This is a genomic window from Alteromonas sp. S167, assembly GCF_036864375.1.
Lineage (GTDB): Bacteria > Pseudomonadota > Gammaproteobacteria > Enterobacterales > Alteromonadaceae > Alteromonas.
In genome coordinates this window covers 266230-290726 of record NZ_JAZETR010000005.1, presented here as the reverse complement: position 1 = coordinate 290726, position 24497 = coordinate 266230, and the positions used below count along the sequence as shown (strand labels likewise).

28 protein-coding genes are annotated in these 24497 nt (G+C 43.1%); 21 read left to right on the top strand and 7 right to left on the bottom strand.

Features of this window, described 5'->3' with window-relative positions; genetic code table 11:
- Positions 1-49 precede the first annotated feature (49 nt).
- Entirely contained in the window at positions 50-1687 is a 1638-nt protein-coding gene (locus V7R35_RS10365; RefSeq protein ID WP_334014731.1) for a M28 family metallopeptidase, read from the top strand.
- 57 nt (positions 1688-1744) lie between these two features.
- Here the strand turns inward: V7R35_RS10365 and slmA are convergent, their stop codons facing one another.
- Together slmA and coaBC are read right to left on the bottom strand one after the other, a co-directional pair.
- Complete coding sequence (gene slmA / locus V7R35_RS10360; RefSeq protein WP_334014730.1) at positions 1745-2332, bottom strand: nucleoid occlusion factor SlmA; 588 nt, start codon at positions 2330-2332, stop codon at positions 1745-1747.
- Positions 2333-2447: 115 nt separating this feature from the next.
- Positions 2448-3677, bottom strand: coding sequence for a bifunctional phosphopantothenoylcysteine decarboxylase/phosphopantothenate--cysteine ligase CoaBC (gene coaBC / locus V7R35_RS10355; protein ID WP_334014729.1), 1230 nt, complete (start codon positions 3675-3677; stop codon positions 2448-2450).
- A 206-nt stretch (positions 3678-3883) separates the two neighbouring features.
- Between coaBC and radC the strand changes: the two genes are divergently transcribed.
- From radC to V7R35_RS10330, 5 genes are all read left to right on the top strand, one after another.
- Positions 3884-4561: a RadC family protein gene (gene radC / locus V7R35_RS10350; RefSeq protein ID WP_334014727.1), complete on the top strand. Its 678-nt coding sequence runs from the start codon at positions 3884-3886 to the stop codon at positions 4559-4561.
- Between the two features lie 95 nt (positions 4562-4656).
- Positions 4657-5025 (top strand): hypothetical protein, encoded by a 369-nt coding sequence (locus V7R35_RS10345; protein WP_334014725.1) that lies wholly within the window; start codon positions 4657-4659, stop codon positions 5023-5025.
- Between the two features lie 97 nt (positions 5026-5122).
- Positions 5123-5815 carry a YjbF family lipoprotein gene (locus tag V7R35_RS10340; protein WP_334014723.1) on the top strand — a complete coding sequence of 231 codons (693 nt, stop codon included), beginning with the start codon at positions 5123-5125 and terminating at the stop codon, positions 5813-5815.
- Positions 5812-6561 (top strand): capsule biosynthesis GfcC family protein, encoded by a 750-nt coding sequence (locus V7R35_RS10335; protein ID WP_334014721.1) that lies wholly within the window; start codon positions 5812-5814, stop codon positions 6559-6561. Before V7R35_RS10340 ends, V7R35_RS10335 begins: the two co-directional genes overlap by 4 nt.
- Entirely contained in the window at positions 6558-8666 is a 2109-nt protein-coding gene (locus tag V7R35_RS10330) for a YjbH domain-containing protein (RefSeq protein WP_438823465.1), read from the top strand. Before V7R35_RS10335 ends, V7R35_RS10330 begins: the two co-directional genes overlap by 4 nt.
- A gap of 93 nt (positions 8667-8759) precedes the next feature.
- On the opposite strand, the gene V7R35_RS10325 is transcribed toward V7R35_RS10330, so the two are convergent.
- Positions 8760-9158 (bottom strand): adenylyltransferase/cytidyltransferase family protein, encoded by a 399-nt coding sequence (locus V7R35_RS10325; protein WP_334014719.1) that lies wholly within the window; start codon positions 9156-9158, stop codon positions 8760-8762.
- A gap of 338 nt (positions 9159-9496) precedes the next feature.
- Here V7R35_RS10325 and rpmB point away from each other — a divergent pair, with 338 nt between their 5' ends.
- The 4 genes from rpmB to mutM all read left to right on the top strand — a co-directional run bounded on the left by rpmB (position 9497) and on the right by mutM (position 11370).
- Complete coding sequence (rpmB, locus tag V7R35_RS10320; protein WP_012516576.1) at positions 9497-9733, top strand: 50S ribosomal protein L28; 237 nt, start codon at positions 9497-9499, stop codon at positions 9731-9733.
- A gap of 11 nt (positions 9734-9744) precedes the next feature.
- On the top strand, positions 9745-9900 hold the full coding sequence (rpmG, locus tag V7R35_RS10315) for a 50S ribosomal protein L33 (RefSeq protein WP_013786148.1): 156 nt from the start codon (positions 9745-9747) through the stop codon (positions 9898-9900).
- Between the two features lie 195 nt (positions 9901-10095).
- A complete protein-coding gene (locus V7R35_RS10310; RefSeq protein WP_334014716.1) occupies positions 10096-10560 on the top strand; it encodes a hypothetical protein in 465 nt (154 codons plus the stop codon).
- On the top strand, positions 10561-11370 hold the full coding sequence (gene mutM / locus V7R35_RS10305) for a bifunctional DNA-formamidopyrimidine glycosylase/DNA-(apurinic or apyrimidinic site) lyase (protein ID WP_334014715.1): 810 nt from the start codon (positions 10561-10563) through the stop codon (positions 11368-11370).
- 36 nt (positions 11371-11406) lie between these two features.
- On the opposite strand, the gene coaD is transcribed toward mutM, so the two are convergent.
- Positions 11407-11895, bottom strand: a complete 489-nt coding sequence (gene coaD, locus V7R35_RS10300; protein WP_334014714.1) for a pantetheine-phosphate adenylyltransferase — start codon at positions 11893-11895, stop codon at positions 11407-11409.
- Positions 11896-11999: 104 nt separating this feature from the next.
- The gene (locus tag V7R35_RS10295; RefSeq protein WP_334014713.1) at positions 12000-12725 is read right to left on the bottom strand and encodes a 3-deoxy-D-manno-octulosonic acid kinase; all 726 of its coding nucleotides are present in this window, start codon (positions 12723-12725) and stop codon (positions 12000-12002) included.
- A gap of 609 nt (positions 12726-13334) precedes the next feature.
- Here V7R35_RS10295 and V7R35_RS10290 point away from each other — a divergent pair.
- The 7 genes from V7R35_RS10290 (at position 13335) to glpG (ending at position 21120) form a co-directional block, all read left to right on the top strand.
- Positions 13335-13808, top strand: a complete 474-nt coding sequence (locus V7R35_RS10290) for a substrate-binding domain-containing protein (protein ID WP_334014712.1) — start codon at positions 13335-13337, stop codon at positions 13806-13808.
- Positions 13805-14980 carry a hypothetical protein gene (locus V7R35_RS10285; protein WP_334014711.1) on the top strand — a complete coding sequence of 392 codons (1176 nt, stop codon included), beginning with the start codon at positions 13805-13807 and terminating at the stop codon, positions 14978-14980. Before V7R35_RS10290 ends, V7R35_RS10285 begins: the two co-directional genes overlap by 4 nt.
- A 10-nt stretch (positions 14981-14990) precedes the next feature.
- Entirely contained in the window at positions 14991-17435 is a 2445-nt protein-coding gene (locus V7R35_RS10280) for a putative bifunctional diguanylate cyclase/phosphodiesterase (protein ID WP_334014710.1), read from the top strand.
- Positions 17436-17582: 147 nt separating this feature from the next.
- A complete protein-coding gene (locus tag V7R35_RS10275; RefSeq protein ID WP_334014709.1) occupies positions 17583-18779 on the top strand; it encodes a glycine C-acetyltransferase in 1197 nt (398 codons plus the stop codon).
- On the top strand, positions 18776-19801 hold the full coding sequence (tdh, locus tag V7R35_RS10270) for an L-threonine 3-dehydrogenase (protein ID WP_334014708.1): 1026 nt from the start codon (positions 18776-18778) through the stop codon (positions 19799-19801). Before V7R35_RS10275 ends, tdh begins: the two co-directional genes overlap by 4 nt.
- Positions 19801-20112, top strand: a complete 312-nt coding sequence (gene glpE, locus V7R35_RS10265) for a thiosulfate sulfurtransferase GlpE (RefSeq protein WP_334014707.1) — start codon at positions 19801-19803, stop codon at positions 20110-20112. Before tdh ends, glpE begins: the two co-directional genes overlap by 1 nt.
- Before the next feature lie 135 nt (positions 20113-20247).
- Positions 20248-21120, top strand: coding sequence for a rhomboid family intramembrane serine protease GlpG (gene glpG, locus V7R35_RS10260; protein WP_334014706.1), 873 nt, complete (start codon positions 20248-20250; stop codon positions 21118-21120).
- 44 nt (positions 21121-21164) lie between these two features.
- Here the strand turns inward: glpG and V7R35_RS10255 are convergent, their stop codons facing one another.
- Entirely contained in the window at positions 21165-21578 is a 414-nt protein-coding gene (locus V7R35_RS10255; RefSeq protein ID WP_334014705.1) for a flagellar basal body-associated protein FliL, read from the bottom strand.
- A gap of 184 nt (positions 21579-21762) precedes the next feature.
- On the opposite strand from V7R35_RS10255, the gene V7R35_RS10250 reads away from it, so the two are divergent.
- The 4 genes from V7R35_RS10250 to V7R35_RS10235 all read left to right on the top strand — a co-directional run bounded on the left by V7R35_RS10250 (position 21763) and on the right by V7R35_RS10235 (position 24038).
- The gene (locus tag V7R35_RS10250) at positions 21763-22356 is read left to right on the top strand and encodes a chorismate--pyruvate lyase family protein (protein WP_334014704.1); all 594 of its coding nucleotides are present in this window, start codon (positions 21763-21765) and stop codon (positions 22354-22356) included.
- Complete coding sequence (ubiA, locus tag V7R35_RS10245; RefSeq protein WP_334014703.1) at positions 22353-23213, top strand: 4-hydroxybenzoate octaprenyltransferase; 861 nt, start codon at positions 22353-22355, stop codon at positions 23211-23213. The genes V7R35_RS10250 and ubiA overlap by 4 nt, the downstream gene beginning before the upstream one ends.
- Before the next feature lie 152 nt (positions 23214-23365).
- On the top strand, positions 23366-23731 hold the full coding sequence (locus tag V7R35_RS10240; RefSeq protein ID WP_334014702.1) for a type II toxin-antitoxin system RelE/ParE family toxin: 366 nt from the start codon (positions 23366-23368) through the stop codon (positions 23729-23731).
- Position 23732: 1 nt separating this feature from the next.
- A complete protein-coding gene (locus tag V7R35_RS10235; RefSeq protein WP_334014701.1) occupies positions 23733-24038 on the top strand; it encodes a helix-turn-helix domain-containing protein in 306 nt (101 codons plus the stop codon).
- 128 nt (positions 24039-24166) lie between these two features.
- Here the strand turns inward: V7R35_RS10235 and ubiK are convergent, their stop codons facing one another.
- Positions 24167-24418: a ubiquinone biosynthesis accessory factor UbiK gene (gene ubiK / locus V7R35_RS10230; protein WP_334014700.1), complete on the bottom strand. Its 252-nt coding sequence runs from the start codon at positions 24416-24418 to the stop codon at positions 24167-24169.
- Positions 24419-24497 lie beyond the last annotated feature (79 nt).

Here is a 24497-nt window from a genome sequence, read left to right as displayed (position 1 = left end):
CTAGCTGCTGCGTTATTATGTTATCTAAAACATATAATGGTGAACCACAATGATAAAAAAACTCCTTATTGGTAGTGCATTGACGGCTATGAGCTTAGCGTCAATTGCACACGACCATACCGCGACAGACAATACTTTTGCTCCTGATACTCAGCGTATCAAGTCTCATCTATTCTTTTTAGCTGATGACTTACTAGAGGGTCGTGATACTGGCTCTCGAGGACACGAAATTGCGGCATTGTATATTGCCACTGAGTTCGCCAAATATGGCCTGAAACCAGCGGGCACAGATGGCTACATTCAAGATGTTACGTTTAGAAAAGCTAATCTCATCCAAGAGTCGCCAGTATTTACCTTCACGCAAGACGGCGAAACGACAAGTTTTGAATACCCGAAAGAGTACCTTGCAGGCCCAAGCTTACTAAGCACCGATGCTCACGTAAAAGGTGAAATGGTATTTGTGGGTTACGGTATTGTTGCAGATGAGCTGTCGCATAACGATTACAAAGACCTTGATGTACAAGGCAAAATTGTTGTGACTTTAGCGGGTAAGCCAAGTGACTTCCCATCGGAAGAAGGGGCACACTTTGCTTCTGGATACCAAAAGCAAAAGTATGCAGTAGAAAATGGCGCTATTGGAATGATTACCATTACTACGCCTAAGAACGAGAAAGTGCGCCCGTATCAAAGTCGCTTGAACTACATTCACACACCACGTATGGCATGGCTAAATGATGAAGGTGAGCCAGCAAACAGCTTTGCGCAGCTAAAAGGCGGCGCATACTTGAGCGAAGGCGCGGCACGTAAGTTATTTAACGGTGCTAAGCAAAGCCTAGATGAAATTTATGCACAGCTTAATGCCGACAAAGTACCTACAGGCTTCGCGCTAAACGGTGTTGTTGATATCAGCAAGAAAAGCACGCACGACACCATCACTAGCCCTAACGTAGTAGGTATTCTTGAAGGTTCTGATCCAAAGCTTAAAGACGAGTACGTTGTATTCTCTGCGCATTCAGACCATATTGGTTTTGCTAAAACTGTGAAGAAAGACAACATTAATAACGGTGCTATGGACAATGCGTCAGGTACTTCCGTTATGTTAGAAACGGCGCGTTTGTTTAGCGAAATGGAAGAAAAGCCGAAGCGCTCAATTCTGTTTGTATCGGTAACAGGTGAAGAGAAAGGCCTATTGGGCGCAGATTATTTTGCACGTAACCCAACTGTGCCAGTAACGTCAATGGTTGCTAACGTAAACCTTGATATGCCAATTTTAACCTATGAGTTTGCTGACGTTATTGCCTTTGGTGCAAATCATAGCGATCTTCAAGCGTCGGTAGAAAAAGCAGCAGCAAACGCTGACATTCAATTAAGCCCAGATCCATGGCCTGACCAAGCACTATTTACGCGCTCAGATCACTATGCGTTTGTTAAGCAAGGTGTACCTGCTGTATTTATGGTACCTGGTTTGAAGTCGAAAGATCCGGAAGTAGATGGAAGTAAAGTGTTTGGCCAGTTTTTATCAACGCATTACCACAAACCAAGTGATGATATTAACCAGCCATTTAACTGGAAAGCTGCGGAAACGTTCACTAAGGTAAATGCACAAATTGGTTGGACATTAGCTAACCAAGAAGACAAGCCAAAGTGGAATGAAGGTGATTTCTTTGGTAATACATTTGCTAAATAACAGCTTATGTTGTTCCTGAGCTTCAATAAAAAAGGCGTCATATCGACGCCTTTTTAATTAGATAAACATTTGCTTAAATGCATTCCACTGTTCGTTAAACTGCTCAGTGGGTTTTCGCGTAAAACCGCTTCGAATAAAACCGTTAATACGTCCATCGGTATAGCAAATCAGCATATTCGCGATAATTGCTTCATCGGCCGATAGCGTTTTACCTTCTCGTAGCTTGCGTTCTCGAAGTACCTGTTTTAGCTGTGTTTCAAGGCGCTCATACAGCTTGGCTATACGTGCACGCAAACGCTCTTGTTCGCCCATTAGCGCATCGCCATTCAATATACGTGTAATGCCAGGGTTCTTTTCTGCGAAGCCAAGAATAAGGTGCAGAATGAGTTGGCAGCGAGTAAGAGAATCTTTTTCTTCATTCACAATCTTGTTTATACGAGTGAATAAGGTTTCTTCGATAAACTCAATCAAGCCCTCAAACATACGTGCTTTACTAGGAAAGTGACGATATAGGGCGGCTTCAGATACCCCCACTTTTTCTGCAAGTTTAGCCGTAGTAATACGTTGACCTGGGCTGGTTTCTAGCATTCCAGCAAGTGCTTGCAGAATCTGAGCTCTGCGATTTGTTTTTTTGACTGCAGGCATGACGAAAGTATTTCCTCCGCGACCGAGTGAAACACACTCGGACTCCATGTTAAGTTGGCTTGAACCAATATGTTGTTATTTATTATTTTTATTATCGACACCAATGCAGTGTCGGTTAGTTTTTCCGCGTAGCTGAATATTGTTTTGCAACAATGGCAAGCAACTGTGTTGCAAGTTCTGCTTTACTGGTTGCTGGTAGCTTTTCATCGCCGTCACGCCAAATAACGTGAAGCGCGTTTTTATCGCTATTAAACCCTAAACCTTCAGCTGTAATATCGTTCGCCGCTATCATATCGAGGTTTTTCTTAGCTAGCTTGTCGCGCGCATAAGCCTCTACATCTTGGCTTTCTGCAGCGAAACCTACGCAAAATGGTCTGTCTTTTCGAGCAGACACAGTAGCTAGAATATCAGGGTTTTTTATAAAAGTAAGTGTTAACTCATCGCCGGTTTTCTTTATTTTATTATCAGCAATGGTTGTTGCCTTGTAGTCAGCTACCGCAGCAGTACTGATAAAAATATCTGTTGAAGGCACTAATGCCTCGCAAGCAGCTAACATATCGTCGGCGCTTACTACATCTTTTCTACTACATAGGGTTGGCGTAGAAAGCGCAACCGGACCCGCTACAAGTGTGACATTAGCACCAGCTTGTGCAGCAGCCTCTGCAATGGAAAAACCCATCTTTCCAGAGCTATGGTTTGAAATATATCGAACCGGATCTAGCGGTTCTCTTGTAGGGCCTGCCGTTATAGTGATATTAAGCCCTTGTAATAAGCCAAGTTTCGCAACGCGCTCTGTTGATTTAACAAACGTATCGTTAACGAATTCAGCAATGACCAACGGCTCTTCCATTCTGCCAGCACCTACGTCGCCGCAGGCTTGCTCTCCACTTGCTGGCCCGATGAAATGAACGCCATGTTCGCGCAAAATATCGATATTTACAGTGGTAGCATGCGCTTTCCACATTTGTTGATTCATTGCTGGGGCAATAAATATCTTTGCCGTAGTTGCAAGGTACAAGGTGGTTAGAAGGTCATCAGCCATGCCATGTGCCAGTTTTGCAAGCGTATTTGCTGTAGCCGGTGCAATTAACAAAATGTCTGCCCATTTTGCCAATTCAATATGACCCATTGCAGCTTCTGCTGCAGGATCGAGCAAATGCTGATGTACGGGGTTACCCGATACAGCTTGTAATGACAACGGGCTCACAAACTCAGCGGCAGAGTCGGTAAGCACTACGCGTACATTGGCGCCTAGGGCAGTGAGTTTTCTTACCAGCTCAGGTGCTTTATAGGCAGCAATACCACCGGTAACGCCTAATAAAACATTTTTATTAGCTATCGACATAGTTCACACACACATTTCTAATTACCGTAAGCCTACCATGCAGTTCACAAATCGGATAGCAGCACAAAGGTACTAGGTATTAATAAAACGTGTACTTTTATATAAGCGGTTATGAATCTTATTCTATAAACCCGCCATAAAGACAGTCGATGACGTGCATCAATTTCTTTATAAAGTGACAAAGGGGCAAGATAAGAGAGTAGTTAATGTCAATTAAAGTGTGGCCTGAAAGTGAACGGCCACGAGAAAAATTGCTTAAACATGGAGCGAACAGTTTAAGTGATGCAGAGCTTATTGCTGTGATCTTGGGAAAGGGAACGAAAGGACGTTCGGCTGTTGCACTCGCGCACGACATACTGAATAAGTTAGGGTGTTTACGTGGCGTAGTTACCGCATCGCAAAGTGAGTATGCGCTGATTAATGGCGTTGGACCATGCAGATATGCACAGTTGCAAGCTGGCTTCGAGGTATTTAGGCGTAATTTAGAGATCCAACTTTCACGACAAGACGCTTTTCACAATGTCGATGACACCAAACGATTCTTGCAGGCTAAGCTACGTGATTGTGAACAAGAGCAATTTTGTATGCTGATGCTCGATAGTCAGCATCAACTTATTGCATTTCGCGTAATGTTTACAGGCACCATAAATAGCGCTGCTGTGTACCCGAGAGAGCTGATCAAGCAGGTAATTATCGACAATGCGGCAGCCGTTATCTTGGTCCATAATCATCCTTCAGGCGTAGCAGAACCAAGCGATGCTGATATCCGGTTAACGCGAGAGATCGCAACGGCCATGAAAGCGATCGATGTACCGGTGCTAGATCATTTTGTTGTTGGTGACAAAGAAACTGTTTCATTTGCGCAACGAGGCTTGATACGATAATAAAGTCTAATTGATTTTTTTGAGTGATTTGTAGTCAAGACTGGAAAAATGAATTAGAATAGGAATTAGTGGGTTATTTTTTTAAAAGGACTGTTATGAAAAAGTCAATTATTGCTTTAGTTGCTGCGGCAGCTTTGGCATCAGGCGCTAACGCGCAAGAAGAGACAGGTAATACTTCTGCATCAGGTTCAACTATCGGTGGTATTGCAACACAGACTGTTGTATTAGGTGCTGTTGCTGCTGGTGTTGCAGCTGGAATTATCGCAAACAACAATTCAGACGATCCTACCGAAGGTCCAGGCCCAGGTCCAGGTCCAGAGCCAGAGCCAACTTGTGAAGGTACCGATCCTTTGGTTGATGGCGTTTGTGTTGGTACTACGTCTACTGTAACGGTAACGGGTACTGGTACAGCAACTACTACGGTTACAGTTCCAGTAACTTTTACTTACGCACCTACGCTATAGTAAAAACGTTAGAAATTTGGAAAGCCGCTATTATTAGCGGCTTTTTTATTGTAAAAAAATATTTCTTTTTACGTTTGATGTTACTGGCACTGTTTTAATGAAACTACATATTCGTACGACCCTTGCAGGGATTGCAGCTCTTCTGTTCTCTTTTGGCTGTTCTAATACCACAAACGCTTACTACAATACTCTACTCCTTGCTTTAGAAGACCGCTCAATAAATCTTACTGTTGATGAAATTAAAAATAGCAAATCAGATCTTATTGAAATTAAAGCTGGTGTTCGTGACACAGCTGCACTAGCACTCGCTTACATCGAAGACAATAAACACAAGTGGGTGTCGGGTGATAACGCTGTATTGACGATGCACCATGGGTTAATCACAAATACCGACGGTCTTAAATCCGACCTCTATTTCACTGGAGATCTTAATAATAACCCTTTAGCTAACGATCCATTTTCTTCACAGCGCTGGGAGAGAAAAGTAGATATTGAAGACGTTGGCTATGGCTTAACAGTAGAATCTTCATGGAAGGTTGAGGGCGAAATAACAAGGGAGTACATAGGATTTCAGGTACCTTTAATAAAAGTTGTTGAATCAGTTTTGTTTCCCGCTCACTCACCTTTTATCAACTTAGACTTGCATTGGGAAAATACTTACTATTTCCATCAGACTACAAAAGAGCTAATGGCTTCAAAGCAAAAATTTAGCCCAAAAGGCGATGAATACGTCATGGTTTATTTGAGCCGTATTGTACGAGAAATGGATAAGCAAGGAGCTGCTAAATGAAGCAAGTTTTTTATAGCCTTATAGCTTTTTTATGTTTGTCTTCTGCATCAGTTTTTTCTAAAGAGTACGACGTACTAAACGTAACACTTAATCAACAGACATATAAATTTGAGAGACCAGTGCGTCTTGCTAGTGTACTGTCTATAGTTGCTAATCAAGACGATTGGTATTGGCCTGCATCCGCTGTTTACAATTTGAATGCAGTTGCCGCAGAACAGGAAAGAGAAGCAATAAAGGCTGAAATTAGTGCACTGCTTCCTCTTATTGAACGACACTCTGACAAATATTCTGCACTTGGGCATTTGTATCGACAAGTATCTTCTTGGACGTTGGCGACTCGAATTCCTATGCCAGTTTCTTATGATAAGGCCCGCCTCTTTTTTACAGATAATCCCATGTTCCAATTTGGTGATTATTCAATACAGCTTAAACGTCGCCCTGAATTCATTCATTTTTTGGGGGCTATTAGGAGGCCTGGTGATTATAAACATCAGAGCGGGACGCCTGTTTATAAGACGGTTGAAGATGTAAAGACTCACATTCATGCCGATCAAAGCTTCGTCTATGTAATCGACCCAAAAGGAAATATAGAAAAGCGTGGGGTTGCTTACTGGAATTTAAATGCATCTCAAATCATGCCTGGAAGTCAGGTATACGTTCCCATCAATTCAGAGCTTTTCAGCGATAGAATAGAAAAGCTCAATGAGCGTGTTGCAGCGCTTGCAGTAAATAGGCTTCTACCATGATTAATGCGCAAAGAAAAAATAAAAAAAAGATACTCGCGCTTGCTATTGGTAGCGTAATTTCAGCTACCAGTTACTCGGAAGCGTCTTCGTTAGTTAATGTAAAGCCTTCACAAATGGTTCAAGGTGGAAACGGTCTTATTCAAACACCCACAGCGCGCATGCGTGACGAAGGTGGCATGGCTATTAATTACACCGATAATGGCGAGTATCGCTTCTGGTCTGTAAACATTCAGCTGTTCGAGTGGATGGAGGCAACAGCAAGATATACTGATGTTCGTACAAGGCTTTACAGCCAATCCGAATCGTTTAGTGGTGATCAAACCCTCAAAGACAAAGGTTTGGACGTAAAATTTAGACTTTGGGAAGAAAGTTATTACCTTCCAGATATAAGCGTTGGGTTTAGAGATTTCGGCGGTACAGGTTTCTTTGAAAGTGAGTATATAAATGCGAGTAAATCAGTAGGGCCGTTTGATTTTCATTTAGGACTAGGTTGGGGGTATTTAGGAACCCACGACGATTTTACAAGTCCATTCTGTGAGATAAAAGATAGCTTCTGCGAACGTCCAAGTGGTTTTTCCGGTCGTGGTGGAAAAGTAGACTACGATCAGTTTTTTAAAGGTCCAATGGCGGTATTCGGTGGTATTGAATATCAAACGCCGTGGGAGCCACTTACACTAAAGTTAGAGTACGAAGGCAACAACTACGTTAATGACAGAGCGGGTGAATTGCAACAAGACTCCCGTTGGAACATTGGCGCTGTTTATCGTTATAAAGACATTGACCTCTCACTAAACTATCAGCGTGGTAACACCATCGGTTTTGGTCTTACTTATCGCTTTAATATGCATACTGCTTCTCAAGCAAAGTTCGATGAGGAGCCGAGAGACTTAATGAGAAGGCGTGCGCCTTCATCTGTTGAAGAAGTAAATAAATCCCGTTTATATAATGATTTATATCGTGACGGTGGCTTTGTTTTGCACGATGCAAATCTTGAAGAAGACAAAGCTATTTTTTATGGCACACAAACGAAATACCGCAACCAAGATGAGGCCATAGAACGCATAGGAAGAGTTGCAGCCTCAGAATTACCGGACTCAGCTGAGACTTATCATATCGTTGATAATCGCGGAGGACGACCTTTAGTCGATACGCAAATTGATGCTGAAGCATTTATTGCCGCTGCACGTTATGAGTCAGTAGAGTCAGATATAAAGCAGACTTATCATAGAACATCGCCTTCCAAAGAGGTCATTGACGCCTACGACCCTGAAAACACAAACGGGTTCTTTTACAGCACTGATTTTTTCTGGGTTCAAACCTTTGGTAACCCTGAAGAGTTTTATCTGTACCAAACAGGTTTACTGTTAAATGGCGGCTATGCATTTAACAGTAAGTTTTCCGTAATGGGAAGCGCAAGAGTTACCGTGTTGGATAACTTCGATAAGTTCAATTTCTTGGTTGATGCTGAAGAAGTTGTGCTACCAAGAGTAAGAACTCGTGTTAGAGAATACGTTAATAATGACGTATGGATTGACACAGGCTTTGCCCATTATAAAGACAACATTTCTGAAAATGTGTTTGGGCAAGCTTATGCGGGTTATCTTGAAACTATGTTTGCAGGTATTGGTGGTGAAATTCTATATCGTCCTGTCGACAGTAATTTAGCATACGGTATTGACTTGAATTACGTTAAACAACGCGATCCGAGCAATCAGCTACGATTAGAAGATTACGATGCCATTACAGGTCACGTAAGTGTTTATTACAAGCCAGAGTTTTTAGAAGGTACGCAATTAAGTGTAAGCGCGGGGCAATTTCTTGCTAAAGACAAAGGCGTAAATATCGATTTTGCTAAACGCTTTGATAGCGGCATCATTGTGGGGGCATTTGCTGCATTTACTGATGTCTCAGCAGAGGATTACGGCGAGGGTAGTTTTACAAAAGGATTTTATATCTCTATACCAACTGATCTGTTCCTATTAAAGCCTTCGAAAGGAAGAGGCTTTATTCCTTGGATCCCAATTGGACGCGATGGCGGACAAATGTTAACCCGTCCTACACGACTGATAGACATGACAGAAGTAAGGTCTCCTTTCTACGACTAACACTTTCTTCAATTAAAAAAGGAGCAGTTGCTCCTTTTTTTGTGCCCTTTTTCTGAGTATTACTTTGCTTCTTAAACTGACAATATCTAAGAGTTACAAATCGGTTTCTTTAATTATTTCAATAATTTCAGTGGTAGAAATAGAGGGAGTACGTGGCAAATAAATCACGTCACAAATATCTTCAAACTCGTCAAATTTTCCTTCCCAATCATTTCCCATAACAAGCGCATCTGCTTTGTGCTGAACAATATATTCTCGCTTTTTCTCTAGCGACTCTTCCATGAATACGGTGTCTACAAAACGAAGCGCCGTAAGTATGGTTTGACGGCTTGTAAAAGGGTAAACGGGCGCACGCCCTTTTTTGGCAATGTTTAAAGCATCTGATGAAAGGCCAACGGTAAGATGATCGCCCATATCCTTCGCTCGCTGTAGTATTTTAATGTGACCAACATGTAGCACATCAAAAGTGCCAAAAGTTATTATGCGGCGCAAAGCTCTCTCCACCCAATTTCTGTCTTTAAAATGCAGCAATTATCTCTACTATTATCACTATAACGACCTTGGCCTGAGTATGTTTAATATTTTTGCATTCAAAGCTAAAAACCAAGCGCGCTTACGTATATAATGTCGCGAAATGGTGAGCGTGCTAATTTTTTGAGCATAAAACAGCTAAAAAGTAACCTTTTTGTAGTTTCTTATTGAAATGATCCTGCCTTTGCTGTATAAAATGCGCCCTCTAATTTATAGTAATACGTCATTTGACCCAACGACTGTTTGAGCGCTTGGGATTATCTGACGCGACAGTTATCGTTGTTCTGGAGACAAATACAATGTCAAGAGTATGCCAAGTAACAGGTAAGCGTCCAACGGTTGGTAATAACCGTTCACACGCACGAAATGCGACTCGTCGTCGCTTTTTACCAAACCTTCAAACACACCGTTTTTGGGTTGAGAGCGAAAGCCGTTTTGTAAAACTACGTTTGTCTGCTAAAGGCATGCGTATCATCGATAAGAAAGGTATTGATTCAGTACTTACTGATATCCGTGCCCGTGGTGAGAAAATCTAAGGAAGCCGACAATGCGTGATAAAATTAAACTAGTTTCTTCAGCAGGTACAGGTTTCTTCTACACTACTGATAAGAACAAGCGTAACATGCCTGGCAAAATGGAGATCAAAAAGTTTGATCCTGTTGTGCGTAAGCACGTTATGTTCAAAGAGGCAAAAATCAAGTAAAGCCCTTTTAGAAAGAGCACTTGCTTTTGTCTCCACGAAAACCCGGCCTTTGCCGGGTTTTTTGCGTTATATGCATTGTGTAGAATTATTGCTGCTTCGCGCTTAAAACCATGCTGGTGGCCAAATAAGCGTTAGCATCTGCCTACACCAGCCTTTATGATAGTGGCATCAGTTAATAACCCTTAAGGCTAAAATGTGGCGAGACTTTCACAACGAGCCATGAATAATGTCGTGATCATTGCAATGTTGATCATGATCGCGCTCTTTAACCTTGAGAGCTTCACATCTTCTCCTGAAGCACCGGCTCAAAGAATGCTGCTGCCCCAAGATGCCTATGTGTTGAAAATAGAGCATGATGGCAATGCACTCGAGCGCACAGGTCAGCAATGGCGACAGCGAAGCAACAACAAGGTACTGGGTATTACACCAGACAGACAATTTTCTGAATGGCAGCGCGCTATACTAGTGCCTACCACTGAAGTACCGGAAGACGTGGTATCGCAACAGCCTATTATTGTTGTGGTATGGGTTGCGGGCAACACCAATGGCTTGGTTTATGCCTTTTATCCAAGTGCTACCATGACAGTAGTAAACGTCGACAATAATTGGTACACCCTGTCGAATGCAAAGCTAGAAAATTTATTACCGTGGAATACATAAATGCCCGAGTTACCAGAAGTTGAAGTAAGCCGTCTTGGGGTGTCACCGCATTTAATCGGCAACATCATCGAGCGAATCATAGTGCGCGAACGCCGTATGCGATGGCCTATTCCTGAAGAAGTGGCTACTGCACAAGGCCACAAGGTCATTGCAGTTAAACGCCGCGCTAAGTACCTGCTAATTGAAACCTCAGTGGGTACGCTAGTGATGCATTTAGGTATGTCTGGCAAGCTAAGAGTTATTGATGCAAACACGCCGGTGATAAAGCACGACCACGTTGATATTGTGCTTGATACAGGGAAATGTCTGCGCTTTAACGATCCGAGACGTTTTGGGGCAGTATTATGGCAGGCGCCAAATGAAGCGCTGCCACTTATGCAGAACCTTGGTCCTGAACCATTAACTGATGCATTTGACGACAAACGCTTATTCACGCTTTCTCGAAATCGTAAAAGCCCCGTTAAGAATTTCATCATGGACAATGCAATTGTAGTGGGAGTGGGTAACATTTACGCGAACGAAGCGTTGTTTTTGGCAGGTATCGATCCGCGTCGTCAGGCAGGAAATATTAGTGCGGCACGCTACAAAGCGTTAACTGCACGAATAAAGCAGGTATTGGCTAAAGCCATTGAGCAGGGTGGTACTACGTTAAAAGACTTTGCGCAAACTGACGGCAAGCCAGGGTACTTTGCACAGCATTTAAATGTATATGGTAGAGCAGGTGAGCCTTGCGAGGTCTGTGAAAAAGAAATTCAAAGCAAGGTTATCGGGCAGCGAAACACGTTTTTCTGCACTCACTGCCAGCGATAACTTATTTGCGCATATTAGCTATGCCTTTTGTATAGCCTATCTCTTCTCGTTTAGTCTATTTTGTAGGGCTTGCTCTACCACAGGGTGGCAAAACCCGCTAACCGCGCCTCTATGAAGCGCCACTTCTTTAACCAGCGTGGAAGATATAAACGAGTTTTCTTCAGCTGGTGTTAAAAACACGCTTTCTAATTTAGGATTTAAGCGCCTATTCATATTGGCTAGCTGAAATTCATATTCAAAATCTGATACTGCGCGTAAGCCGCGAATAAGAATGGTCGCGTTTTGCTGGTCAGCAAAGTCGGCTAGCAAGCCCGTAAAACCCACTACTTCTACATTAGGTAAGTCGGCTGTTACCTGCTTAATCATTTCAACCCGTTCTTCTAACGTAAATAACGGCTTCTTGCTAGGGTTAGAAGCAATGGCCACTATAACGTGAGAAAAAAGCTGTGAGGCGCGTTCGATTAGGTCTGCATGACCATTTGTAATAGGATCGAAAGTACCAGGATAAAGTGCTCGTGTATGCATAGGGTTGTATCTTTTGGTTATGACGCTGTTTTTGATTCAACAGCATGTAATGTAACACACTGGCATAATATACCAATGACGGCTAAATCAAGGCCAAATGAAGGCTAGTCAGCTTGTTCGCCGCTGTAGCCCTCAAGGCAATACTGCCAGTCCTCCTCACTCCAGTGAAAAACAGTGTTTTTGGTTTTTTCTTTGTGAAGCGAGCGCAGTAAGCGGTCGACATTACTCTGTTTCCAGCTTTCACCTGTGCGCTTCTCACATCTATCAAAGTCGATCAGCCAAATATTGCGTTTGTCGTCCATCATAATATTGCGAATATTGGCGTCGTGATGGTGCACCTGACATTTATGCATTTTCGACAACGCTTTGCCTACATGTCGCCAATCGTCTGCTGACAAGGCAGATTCACATAAAATATGATGCAAATCGCGGCTGTTGGGAATCGCTTTTGTAATGAGGTCGCCTCTATAGATTGCTCCTCTACGATGGATTCTAGCTGCAACTGGTTCAGGTACACGAAGGCCTTTTTCACGCATATATTCAAGTAAACGAAACTCTTGAAACGGTCTAGATTTTTCTACGCCAGTAAAAAAGTATTGGTCGCTAAGCAGTTTGCCTATTAACCCGCCTCGATTGAAGTGGCGTAATACCCATTGATGCGTTTCGTGCGTGATAAAAAGGGTGGTACCGCGGCCTTTGGCTTTACCCGTAACTTTGTTCTGCGCTTGCCATAAATTGGGATCGAACAAATCCTCGTTTGGGATATCAACCACAGAGTCGTCGAAAATAAAATGATGCCCAGCACCGATGTCTCGTCGTATTGTCGCCATGTTGCCCACAACGTAGAGTAAATTTCACATTCTAATGATTTATTTTAGTTTTTCAGCAAACACAGAGCGCTAGTATAAAAAAGATTTGCTTAGCTCACTTATTGGTACTGATCAATGTTCAAGATGCGCCTCTCTGAGGCGTTAATTATTTTTGATTAGTCGCTAGGAAAGGCATAGCTGTTAGAAAAGTTAGGTTTTAGAAAAGGCAGCAACTTGTTAAGCATGTCGTTATTTCATCAAGCGCGTGCTAAACATAAAAAAGTGGGTCGCTGCTGCAATACAGAAGTATTACTAAATATAACCAAAAACAAAGGCTTGCCATGATATTTTTGATAATGTTTGACGAGTTGGGTCAAAAAATCACAGCTGCTGAAATGGCATTTTCTACCGCTCTTATATAAGAATTCTGTAGCCTAATCCGCGAAGCTAATTTACCAAGTTGCTAAAAAACGAAGCTACGGAGTGGAAAAAAATTTCCATGATGTCGAAAAAACGTACTGTGACTAAATTTGTACGTTAATTTACTTCTCGGTAAGGTAAAACCTCTAACTTTTATCTACAATTAACACTGTGCAGTGTTCCTCCGAGAAAACAGGGAGTCGTTACTAAATGAATAAGCCCGCTTTGCGATGGCTGGCTACTGGGTTTGAATACGCCACTTTTCTTAAAGTTCTGCTTTTACTAGCAGCACTTGCTTTCTGCGTGCCTAAAGCAAATGCATCAGACCTTAACGTCATGGTAAATGAAAGCGTAATGCTTTCTGCGCTTAATCGTACAGAGCTTCGACAAATTTTTACCGGCCATCGCCAATATTGGAGCGATGGCACCAAAATTACAGTATTTGTACTGCAAGATAATGACAAACTGCATAAGCAGTTCTGTCGCGAAGTTCTTCAAATGTTCCCGTATCAATTATCTCGCCTCTGGGACCAAATAACGTACTCAGGCCAAGGTGTTACACCAATACGTGTCTCTTCTTATGAAGAACTGGTAGAGGCACTTGAGCGCACAAAAGGTGCCATTGGTTATGTAGGTAGTGATGAAATAGTGAAGCTGCGACGCGTAGAGGTAAGCGAGTCATGAGAACAAAAATAATAATCGCTTTGTGCATGCTCAGTGGGGCTGTAAATGCTGCTCAATCAGACTTCTCGTGGCATGGTTATGTGTCTCAAGGCATTACACAGTCGCAAGGCAGCTCGTTTATTACTGACAACGGTGCTGTTACAGCTGAGCTAACCGAAATTGGTTTGAACGGATACTATCGCCTCGCTGAAAATATTTCCATTGCTGGGCAAGTTAACTACCTAGACGGTGGCAATCGCTTCGAGCAAGGCACGCGTTTAGACTACCTCTTTATTGACTGGAAAATTCCAGAGCTAGCATTTGGTTGGAAGGCACAAGTTCATATAGGTCGCTATAAAAATCGCCACTGGCTTTATTCCGTGACTCGCGACGTACCTCAAACTCGCTACACGTCTGTGCTGCCTCAATCAGTGTACTTCGATGGTTTTAGAGATGTGGCGTTAGGCAGTAACGGTATTCAAACCAGTTTTTCTCACTTTTCAACAAACAATATTTGGGAAGTGAATTGGAGTTACGGACGCTCTGCTATTAATGACTCTCAGCGTGACTTTTTGTTGGGTAATGAAGCGCGAGGCAAAATAAAGCAAGAGTTTGTTCATCAAGCAAGCGTGTTCTGGCAGCCGTCCAGTATGAAGTGGAAGCTTGGCGCAAGCTGGCTAAACTCTGATTTTACATATTCCCCGGCTCAGCAAGATAACCGTCTAGCAGGTAACTCTAACGTTGAGCGTATTATGCTAACCGCTCAGTACTTTGCTGAAAATTGGGAAATCTCAAGTGAACTTTTACGTGAAACACAAGATAACGAAGGATTGTTTGCGCCTAACTTTGCAAGGAAGACTCGTGGTGAAGGCGGTTTTGTACAAGTTCGATACATCTTTAATAGCGAGTTTAGTGGCCTAATTGGTTACGATACTTATGTGAGCGACGAGTCTGATCCCGACGGCAAAAGGCTAGAGGCTATGTCTGGCGGTACCATTCCAGCTTATTTTGGTTATCAAGACACTGTAACGCTAGGGGCGCGCTGGGATATTGCGCCAAAATGGCGTTTGCAAGGCGAATATCATTGGGTTGAGGGCGCAACACGAGTGGTAAGTTTGCTAAACGATAACGTCGCGTCTCACGCTGATAAAAGGTGGGAAATGTGGTCTTTACAATTAATGTATAAGTTCTAGGGGCACCCTTATGAAGGTAAGGGTTTCATTTACCACTAAAACCATCGTCCTACTGTTGGCGATGGTGCTTACTGTAAGCGTTGTTATCTCTGCAGTACTGATTAAAGAATCGGAAGCAAGGCTATTACTACAACAAAAAGAAAGTCAGGTAAACAACCAGCGCCGAGTGCAACTTTTCCAAGAAATATTGCACAATCGAATGATTACGCTGATTGACGTTGTCAGCCACAGTACATCTACACAGCTAAACGATCTTAATTCACTACAAGAAACATTAAATGGGCTTAGTGAATACTTAGCGCTTAATTTTCAAGTCGATAAACTCTATTTGTTCGATGAAAACGGTCTACGCAATATAACGTCATCACAGCCCGATAGTACCGTTACAAAGCTTGTCAACGTTACGCGAGTAACATTTGATAGTCGCTCTGTTATGGCATGTGACTCTATTTGTACTCATTACATTTCTATTCCTGTTATGTCTGCCGACGAAGTGGTACCCGTTATCGTGGTATCCACCTCAATGCGCGAGCTATTATCTTTATTTAGTCGAGCAACTGATGTGCACAAGGTCGCAGTGGTGCAGCCTAGAGAAACGTCGTTGGGACGTTTCGAGCTTTCTATTGCAAGTCAGCTTTCTGCGGCTAATCGTGCTTACATGGAAGATTTGTTCAATGAACTTCCCCAAAAATGGCGTATTGATGATTTAATCATTAGAGGCGTAAATGCGAAGCTTGGCGAACAACAACTTCTTGTAAGTTTGTTGCCATTTAATAATACAGAAGGCGATACACCTTATCTGCTCATTGTGCAGGACATTTCTACAATAGTTGCGCAAAACAAGCAGTATCAGTACATCGTAATTTCATCTGCCATCGTTCTGTTTGTTGTGTTTTCGTTGCTTCTGTATTTGTTTTTAAACCAATACCGAACACGATTATTAAACGTCAGCGAGCGTTTGCCGATGTTGGCAGAGCATAAGTTCAGCGAGTTCTACGCCAGTGCGGCGAAGCAACGAAAGTCTCCATTATTTAACGCCACCGACGAGCTAGATGTGGTTGAAGATGCGGCCAATAATTTAGCGCGACAGCTCGAAAGCTTCGATGGTCAAATGGCAGTTAATACCGCTAAACTAGAAAAAATGGCGATGTTCGACACGCTAACCGGCCTCCCAAACCGCAATATGCTTACTTTCCAAATAGAAAAGCAATTAGCGGGCTCGATGCGGGATGACAAGCTCGTCGCGCTGATGTTTATGGATTTAGATGACTTTAAAAAAGTAAACGATAGCCACGGTCACGAAGTCGGGGACAAGCTGCTAAAAGCTGCCGCAATGCGAATATCAAAACCTATAAGAGAAACCGATATTGCATCTCGATTCGGTGGTGATGAGTTTGTGGTGTTGCTATCGAATATTGAAAATAAAAAGCAGGTGGACATTGTTGCTCAAAAGCTTATCGATGAATTTAAATCTCCTATCATCGTAGATGGCATCACGTTTTATGTGTCTATTAGTATTGGTATTGCTATTACCAGCCACTCGCGTGCTACACCAATCGATTTGCTAAGGCATGCCGATATTGCCATGTATGAGGCGAAAGCGAAGAAAGGTGCTGAATACCGCGTTTACGATGCCACTATGAACCTTAAGGTAATGCAGAAAGTTGAACTTGAGGCCGAGGCACGTGAAGCGATGCGCGAAAATCAATTTAGTTTAGCGTTACAGCCTCAAGTGCACATGCATACAGGTAAACTTATTGGTTTTGAGGCACTGCTTCGTTGGCATCATCCTACAAAAGGGCATATCTCACCTGCAGACTTCATACCGTTACTTGAAAGCACATCGTTTATGCTTGAACTCGATTACTGGGTAGTCGCTAGGTCAACGTCTTTAATTCGCGAGTTCAAAAACAGTGGGTATGGCGATATAAAGCTGGCAATAAATCTGTCCGCAGGTCAATTCTTAGATCCAAGCTTGCCTGAGTTTTTACAACAACAAATTATAAAAAATGACATCTCACCTAATCAGATATGTTTAGAACTTACCGAAACCGTATTGGTGTCTGATATAGAGCGCGCTATGGATATTATGCGAAATATTCGTGATATGGGATGTCTTATCGCCATTGACGATTTTGGTACGGGCTATTCATCGTTGAGTTATCTTAAATCGTTGCCTGCCGACTATATCAAGATAGACCGTTCTTTTGTTGCACATATCACCAGCAGTTCAGATGACAGAAACATCGTGCACTCTACTATCTCAATGGTACGTAATATGGGAATGCAGGTGGTTGCTGAAGGGATAGAAACAACTGAACAGTACGAGTTACTTTGTCATTTCGACTGTCATATTGGTCAGGGGTATCTTATTAGTCGTCCTATTCCAGAGGTAAATATTTGGGATGTTCTCTGCGATAAGGTGTCTCAGGGCGTCTGGAAAGAGTCGGCGTAATTGGGTTATAGCAACCATGAAACCCCTAAGTGTGCTGAATAATTTACAGCATTAATCGATGAACCCATTAAATACACCGTAATGGTGTATACCCTGCAATGCGCTTTTATTAAAATACTTGTTTTACACCTACACTCGGAGAATGGCATGTCTGCGGCATTTATTACGCATTTGCAATCGCAAATTGAAGCCACTAAACAAGATGGTTTGTACAAAAAAGAGCGTGTTATTACGTCTCAACAACAAGCAGATATTGGTGTGTCCAATGGCGACCACGTTATTAATTTTTGCGCAAACAACTATCTTGGTTTAGCCAATAACGACAGTTTAATTGACGCAGCCAAACAGGGCTTAGACAGCCACGGCTTTGGTGTTGCATCAGTGCGTTTCATCTGCGGCACGCAAGACATTCACAAAGAGCTGGAGTCATCAATCAGTGATTTCCTTGGCACTGAAGACACCATTTTGTATCCATCGTGCTTTGACGCTAACGGCGGTTTATTCGAAACCTTGCTTGGTCCGGAAGATGCCATTATTTCTGATGCGCTTAACCATGCCAGCATCATCGACGGGGTGCGCTTATCTAAGGCAAAACGCTATCGCTATGCCAATAACGATATGGTTGCGCTAGAAGAGCAGCTTAAGCAAGCCAATGCAGACGGTGCCCGCTTCAAAATTATTGCAACAGATGGCGTATTCTCAATGGACGGTGTTATTGCCGACCTTGCCTCTATTTGCGACCTAGCTGACAAGTACGATGCCATGGTAATGGTAGACGATTGCCATGCTACTGGATTCTTAGGCGAAAATGGCCGCGGAAGCCACGAATATTGTGGTGTAATGGGGCGTGTAGATATTATCACTGGTACGCTGGGTAAAGCACTTGGCGGCGCGTCTGGCGGTTATACGTCAGGTAAAAAAGAAGTGGTTGAATGGCTGCGTCAGCGCTCACGTCCATACCTCTTCTCAAACTCTGTTGCGCCACCTATTGTGTCTGCGTCAATTAAAGTGTTTGAAATGATGAAAGACGGTGACGCGTTACGTGCACAGCTTTGGCGCAACGCTAATCACTTCCGTACCCGTATGGAAGAGGCTGGCTTTACACTAGCGGGTAAAGATCACGCTATTATTCCTGTGATGTTAGGCGATGCGCGTTTAGCAAGCGAGATGGCAGATAAGCTACTGGAAAAAGGCATTTACGTTATTGGCTTTTCTTACCCAGTGGTTCCAAAAGGTCAGGCACGTATCCGCACGCAAATGTCTGCAGGGCACTCGCTTGAGCACGTTGACAAAGCCATCGATGCATTCATTGAAGTAGGTCGTGAAATGGGAGTTATTTCATGAAGTCGTTGGTAAAAGCCAAGGCCGAAAAAGGCATTTGGCTACAAGATACGCCAAAGCCGGAAGTAGGGCATAATGACCTGCTAATAAAAATTCGCAAGACCGCTATTTGCGGCACCGACATGCATATTTACAACTGGGACGAGTGGTCACAAAAAACCATTCCGGTACCCATGGTTGTAGGTCACGAGTATGTAGGCGAAGTAGTTGGCATGGGCCAGGAAGTAAAAGGCTTCAAAGTAGGCGATCGGGTATCTGGTGAAGGTCATATTACTTGCGGACATTGCCGAAACTGTCGCGCGGGTCGTGTTCATTTGTGCCGTAACACAGAAGGTGTAGGTGTAAATCGTCCGGGTGCTTTTGCTGAATATTTAGTTATTCCTGCATTCAACGCCTTTAAAATACCCGACAATATCAGTGATGAATTAGCATCTATTTTCGACCCATTTGGCAACGCGGTGCATACGGCACTAAGTTTTGACTTAGTGGGTGAAGACGTACTTATCACTGGCGCTGGCCCTATTGGTATTATGGCTGCAGCGGTGGCGAAGCACGTAGGTGCCCGACATGTGGTTGTAACCGACATAAACCCATACCGTTTAGAACTAGCTAAGAAAATGGGTGCTACACGTGCGGTAGATGTTAGCAAAGAAGATCTAAAAGACGTCATGAACGAGCTTGGAATGACCGAGGGTTTCGACGTTGGTTTAGAAATGTCGGGTGTGCCAGTGGCACTTCGCGATATGCTTAACAAAATGAACCACGGCGGCAAAGTAGCAATGCTGGGCATTCCTCCGCAAGACGTTGCTATTGATTGGAACCAAGTGATATTCAAAGGCCTTGTGATCAAAGGTATTTACGGTCGTGAAATGTTTGAAACCTGGTATAAAATGGCAAGCTTGCTACAGAGCGGCTTAGATTTATCGCCTATCATTACTCACACCTTTTCTATTGATGATTATCAAAAAGGGTTTGATACCATGGGGTCTGGGCAATCAGGTAAAGTAATTCTGGACTGGCAATAATGACAACATTCTCACACATTAGCGTGCAAGACGTAGCAAGCTTTGAAGGCGAAGTTACTATTGTAGATATTCGCGACCCGCAGTCTTTTGCAAACGGCCATATGCCAAATGCTGCGCCGCTTAATAACGACAACTTCGCTGCGTTTGTCGAGCAAGCACCTAAAAATACCCCTGTAGTGGTAGTGTGCTATCACGGCGTTAGTAGCCAGCAAGCTGCACAGGTCATTGCTCAGCAAGGTTTTGAAACCGTTTACAGCATGGATGGTGGTTTTGAAGCGTGGCGACAAGCAAATCCCGTGGTAACTGAATAAAAAGTTTAATTAGGCACAAGAACAGTGCCAGCTAAACGCAAAATAAAGGTGCTTTGAACGCACCTTTATTTTTATGTAGAAGTAACTTCTATTACACTTCAAATTCACTCGTTATAAAAAAGGTATGTACCGTTCATGGGTCAACCGCTTATCGCCTTCAATCAACAAAGCGCAGCGCATCTGCTGGCCAACTACTTAACCAGTCAAGGTTTGCCCGCCTCAGTAACAAGCAGCAGCCAAAGTAATGAGTTTATTGTAGTGTTGGCAAGCGCTGAACACATCCAGCAGGCACAGCAAATTGCAGAAGATTTTTTAGAAAATCCACAGCACCCTAAATATCAACAAGCAGCGTGGGATAAAGGGCAGAATGTTGACTTAGCGCCATCCGAATCAGCCTTTTCTATTCAAAACGTAGTTAGCGATGCTATTAAAGCGCCGTTTACGTCGGCTGTATTTTTACTTTGCGTTGTTGTCTACGTTCTTTCGTTTTTAGGGTTGTTTGGCCCTATTGCACAGCAACTACTCATGCAGCCATTGGGCACAGTTGCACAAACCAATGAATGGTGGCGTTTGCTTGGGCCCGCTTTTATTCACTTCTCGGCACTACATATTATCTTTAATCTTCTATGGTGGAGTATGTTGGGCGCTAAAATAGAGCGCACCTTTGGCGTTAGTATGTTGTTTATTGTGTTTATGGTGTCTGCCATTGTGTCGAATGTGGCGCAGTCGTTCTTTACTCAACCTGTTCAGGGCAACCTACTATTATTCGGTGGTTTGTCTGGAGTGGTATATGCCGTAATGGGTTTTGTATGGTGGTGCGGGTGGTTGCGCCCAAGTTGGGGGGTGTCGCTTCCTAATTCTATTGTCGGCTTTATGTTAGTGTGGCTTGTGCTTGGTTATGCCGACATTTTGTGGGTAAACATGGCCAATGCAGCACATACGGCAGGGTTAGTCTCTGGGTGTTTATTTGCGGCTCTGCTCAGCTTAGGGTCAAAAAAAGCGAGGTAAAACCTCGCTTTTGAAAGTGCATAAGCTAAAAGCTTATTTAAGGCTTAATCGCCTTGATATAAATACTTGGTGAAAATAACGTTCTTAATAACTTCAGCACCAGTTTCTTGCTTCATGTGATCTTGAAGTGCTTTTAAAATAGCGCGGCGAATGTCCTCACGCCCTGTAAGCGACTTCACTTTTTCCGAGGGCTGTTGCCCAAATATTTCAATGGCCGTCGCTCGCAACAGCGGCATGTGGTGCTCGGCAATCTCCAATTGACTAACATCCATCATTAGCTCAACAGAAACACGCACATAGCCAAGCTTTCTTGCGCTTTCACTAATGTAGTTAGTAACAATTTCTGGCTCTAAACCAATGTAAGCATAGTTTGCTTTTTCTTGTGCATGTACTGCATGAACGCCAGAAAAAACGAAACAAAGAACAACAAAACCGCGTGTTAATAAAGTCTTAAGCATGGTGAAAACCAGTTACCTAATAAGAATATGGAATCTACAGAGTAGTGTAGCAAAACTCAGTTCAAACGCACTAGTGTAAAAGTAGTAGCCTATGAAAATACACACCGCTTAAATAGCAACGCGCAAAGATACCGAAAAAAAACCATGATATGATATTAACAGTTTAATAATACGAGCTTTTCACGTGAGTTTTAACGCCGCCTTTCCTGTAGGGCTAGATGTACAATGGCAATCGCCAGAACAACTTCCTGTCGGTAATGCACATTTAAAAAATTGGCTGTTAGATACAGGGTCGCTAACTGAACGCGTGCAGGCATTAAGCAGTAAATTTTCACTAGAACTATTAGGGCAAAAAGCCTTAATGCCACACAACAGTGAACTACAGTTGCTTGAATGTAACAACAGTGTGTGTGATGACTGCGTTAATGAAAAGTCGTATCAGATCCGTGAAATCTTATTGTGCAATAACGGCCAGCCTTGGGTGTTTGCTCGTTCTGTTATTCCTCAAGCTATTATAGATGCAGAGCTTTCCAATTTAGGCAAAGAACCATTGGGTAAACGGTTATTCAACGATGCCCGTTTTAAACGCTCCGACTTTGAAATTACCTCAATGCCTGCAAGCCTATTGGGATATGCGCAAACGCAAAGAAAAGAAAGTATGTTGTGGGGACGACGCTCCCGCTTTACTTTAGATAATCACAGCATGATAGTGGCAGAGGTGTTTCTACCTAATTCACCAGCCTATAGCACAATGCCAAGCAGCGAGAACCTATTATGAAGTCGCCACAGTGGAACGCCTATGCACGCCTAATGCGTTTAGATAAGCCGGTAGGTATTTATTTATTACTATGGCCAACACTATGGGCACTGCTTATGGCGGGGCAAGGCTTTCCACCTTTAGATATCAGCATCATTTTTGTTGCCGGCGTAATTGTTATGCGTTCAGCGGGCTGTGTAATTAACGACTATGCCGACAGGAAAGTAGACGGTAGCGTAAGGCGCACCGCTCAGCGCCCACTAGCTACCGGTGAAGTAACTGCCAAGCAGGCACTTCAACTTTTCGCGGCTCTCATTGCCATGGCGTTTGTGTTGGTGTTATTTCTAAACTGGCAAACTATTGCTTTGTCGGTAGTGGCTTTACTGCTGGCATCGTCTTACCCCTTTATGAAGCGTTATACGCATTTACCGCAGGTGGTGTTAGGTGCCGCATTTGGCTGGGCAATACCCATGGCCTTTATGGCTGTGCTAGAAACTGTGCCTACTTATGCATGGTTGCTGTTTGTTGCTAATCTTCTATGGACGGTCGCTTACGACACTATGTATGCCATGGTAGACCGCGACGACGACCTTCAAATAGGCGTGAAGTCTACCGCTATATTGTTTGGTAAAAACGATGTGCTTATTGTTATGTCGCTTCAAGCGCTGGCGCTTGGTATATTGGCCTGCATAGGCGTTGCCATAAACGCCACATGGCCTTACTACGCGGCTATCGCCTTTTCGGCGCTTTTGTGCGTACGTCAATACCAGCTTATCAAGCGCAGACAACGTGAAGGGTGCTTTACCGCCTTTCTTGAAAATCATTATGTTGGCTTAGCTATCACCATAGGTACTGCACTTCATTTTTACTTGGTGTAGCTGTACCAAGGTACTCTTGAAGCTAAAGCTTTTTTCTTTACCCTTCCTATATGAACACTGAATTCCAGAAGGGTACTTGATCACATCATCGTCAGTCTTGTTATGTGTTCTATGCTACTAAGTGTTATACTTTTAAAGCTGGAACGGATGCTATGCGCGTATTTAAAACCAAGTGGTTCTCAAAGTGGGCTATTGAGGAAGGTTTAACAGATGTGCTATTAAAAGCTGCTGTTGAAGAAATTAAGCCTGGGCTTGTTGAAGCCGACCTTGGCGGCAACGTGTTTAAGAAAAGAGTGCCGTTCAAGCAAAGGGGTAAAAGCAGTAGCGCGCGAACAATTCTTGCTTTTAAACAAAATGAAGACGTGTTTTTTATATATGGCTTTTCTAAAAATGTACGCACAAATATCAGCCATAAAGAGTTAAAAGCATTGAAGCTGTTAGCGAAGAAGCTTTTAAACTACAACAATGAGCAGTTAGATAAAGCAATAAATACCGGTGTTATTGAGGAGGCGAAATAACGTGAAAAGCGAGATTTTAGATGTTGTTCACAGCACCGCGAGAAACTTAAAAAAAGCCGGTGTAATGGACGTTCAAACAATGCATCAGTTTGATGCTTTATGTTTACCAGAGATCGAGTACTACGACGCAGCACGCATTAAAGCCATCCGAGAAAGTGCAAAGGTTAGTCAGGCTGTTTTTGCTGCTTATTTAAATACAACTCCTTCAACGATTAAGCAGTGGGAACAAGGCGCTAAAACGCCAAGAGGTACTTCCTTGAAGCTTCTAAATTTGGTTGCACAGAAAGGTTTAGATGTTCTTGTCTAAATGGCTCTTAATAAAGGGGCTGATAAAGAAGTATTTTTTAAACCACTTATAGTCATAAAAAAAAGCGCCTAAAAGGCGCCTCTCATAATTCTTTTAGAAATTTCGTACATCGTGCTCAGGGAATAGCCTTACTTCTCTTCTAGCTTTGCTTCTAGTTCAGAAATGCGGCTTTCCATGGCATCAAGCTTTTCGCGGGTGCGAATAAGTACTTGGCTTTGAATATCAAACTCTTCGCGCGTTACTAGGTCTAGTTTTGATAGCTGCGACTGCAGTACCGTTTTGGCGCGGCCTTCTACTTCTTCGGCCATATTTTTTACGCCAGGAGGAATGGCGTCGGCAATTTGTTTTGCTAATTCTTCGAGTTTCTTCGGATCCAACATGGAATTCCCTTATAATGCGCGGCTCAAGATAAAAGCTATTCTATCGGTATCGACACGACATGCAATGAAAACCGTGTGT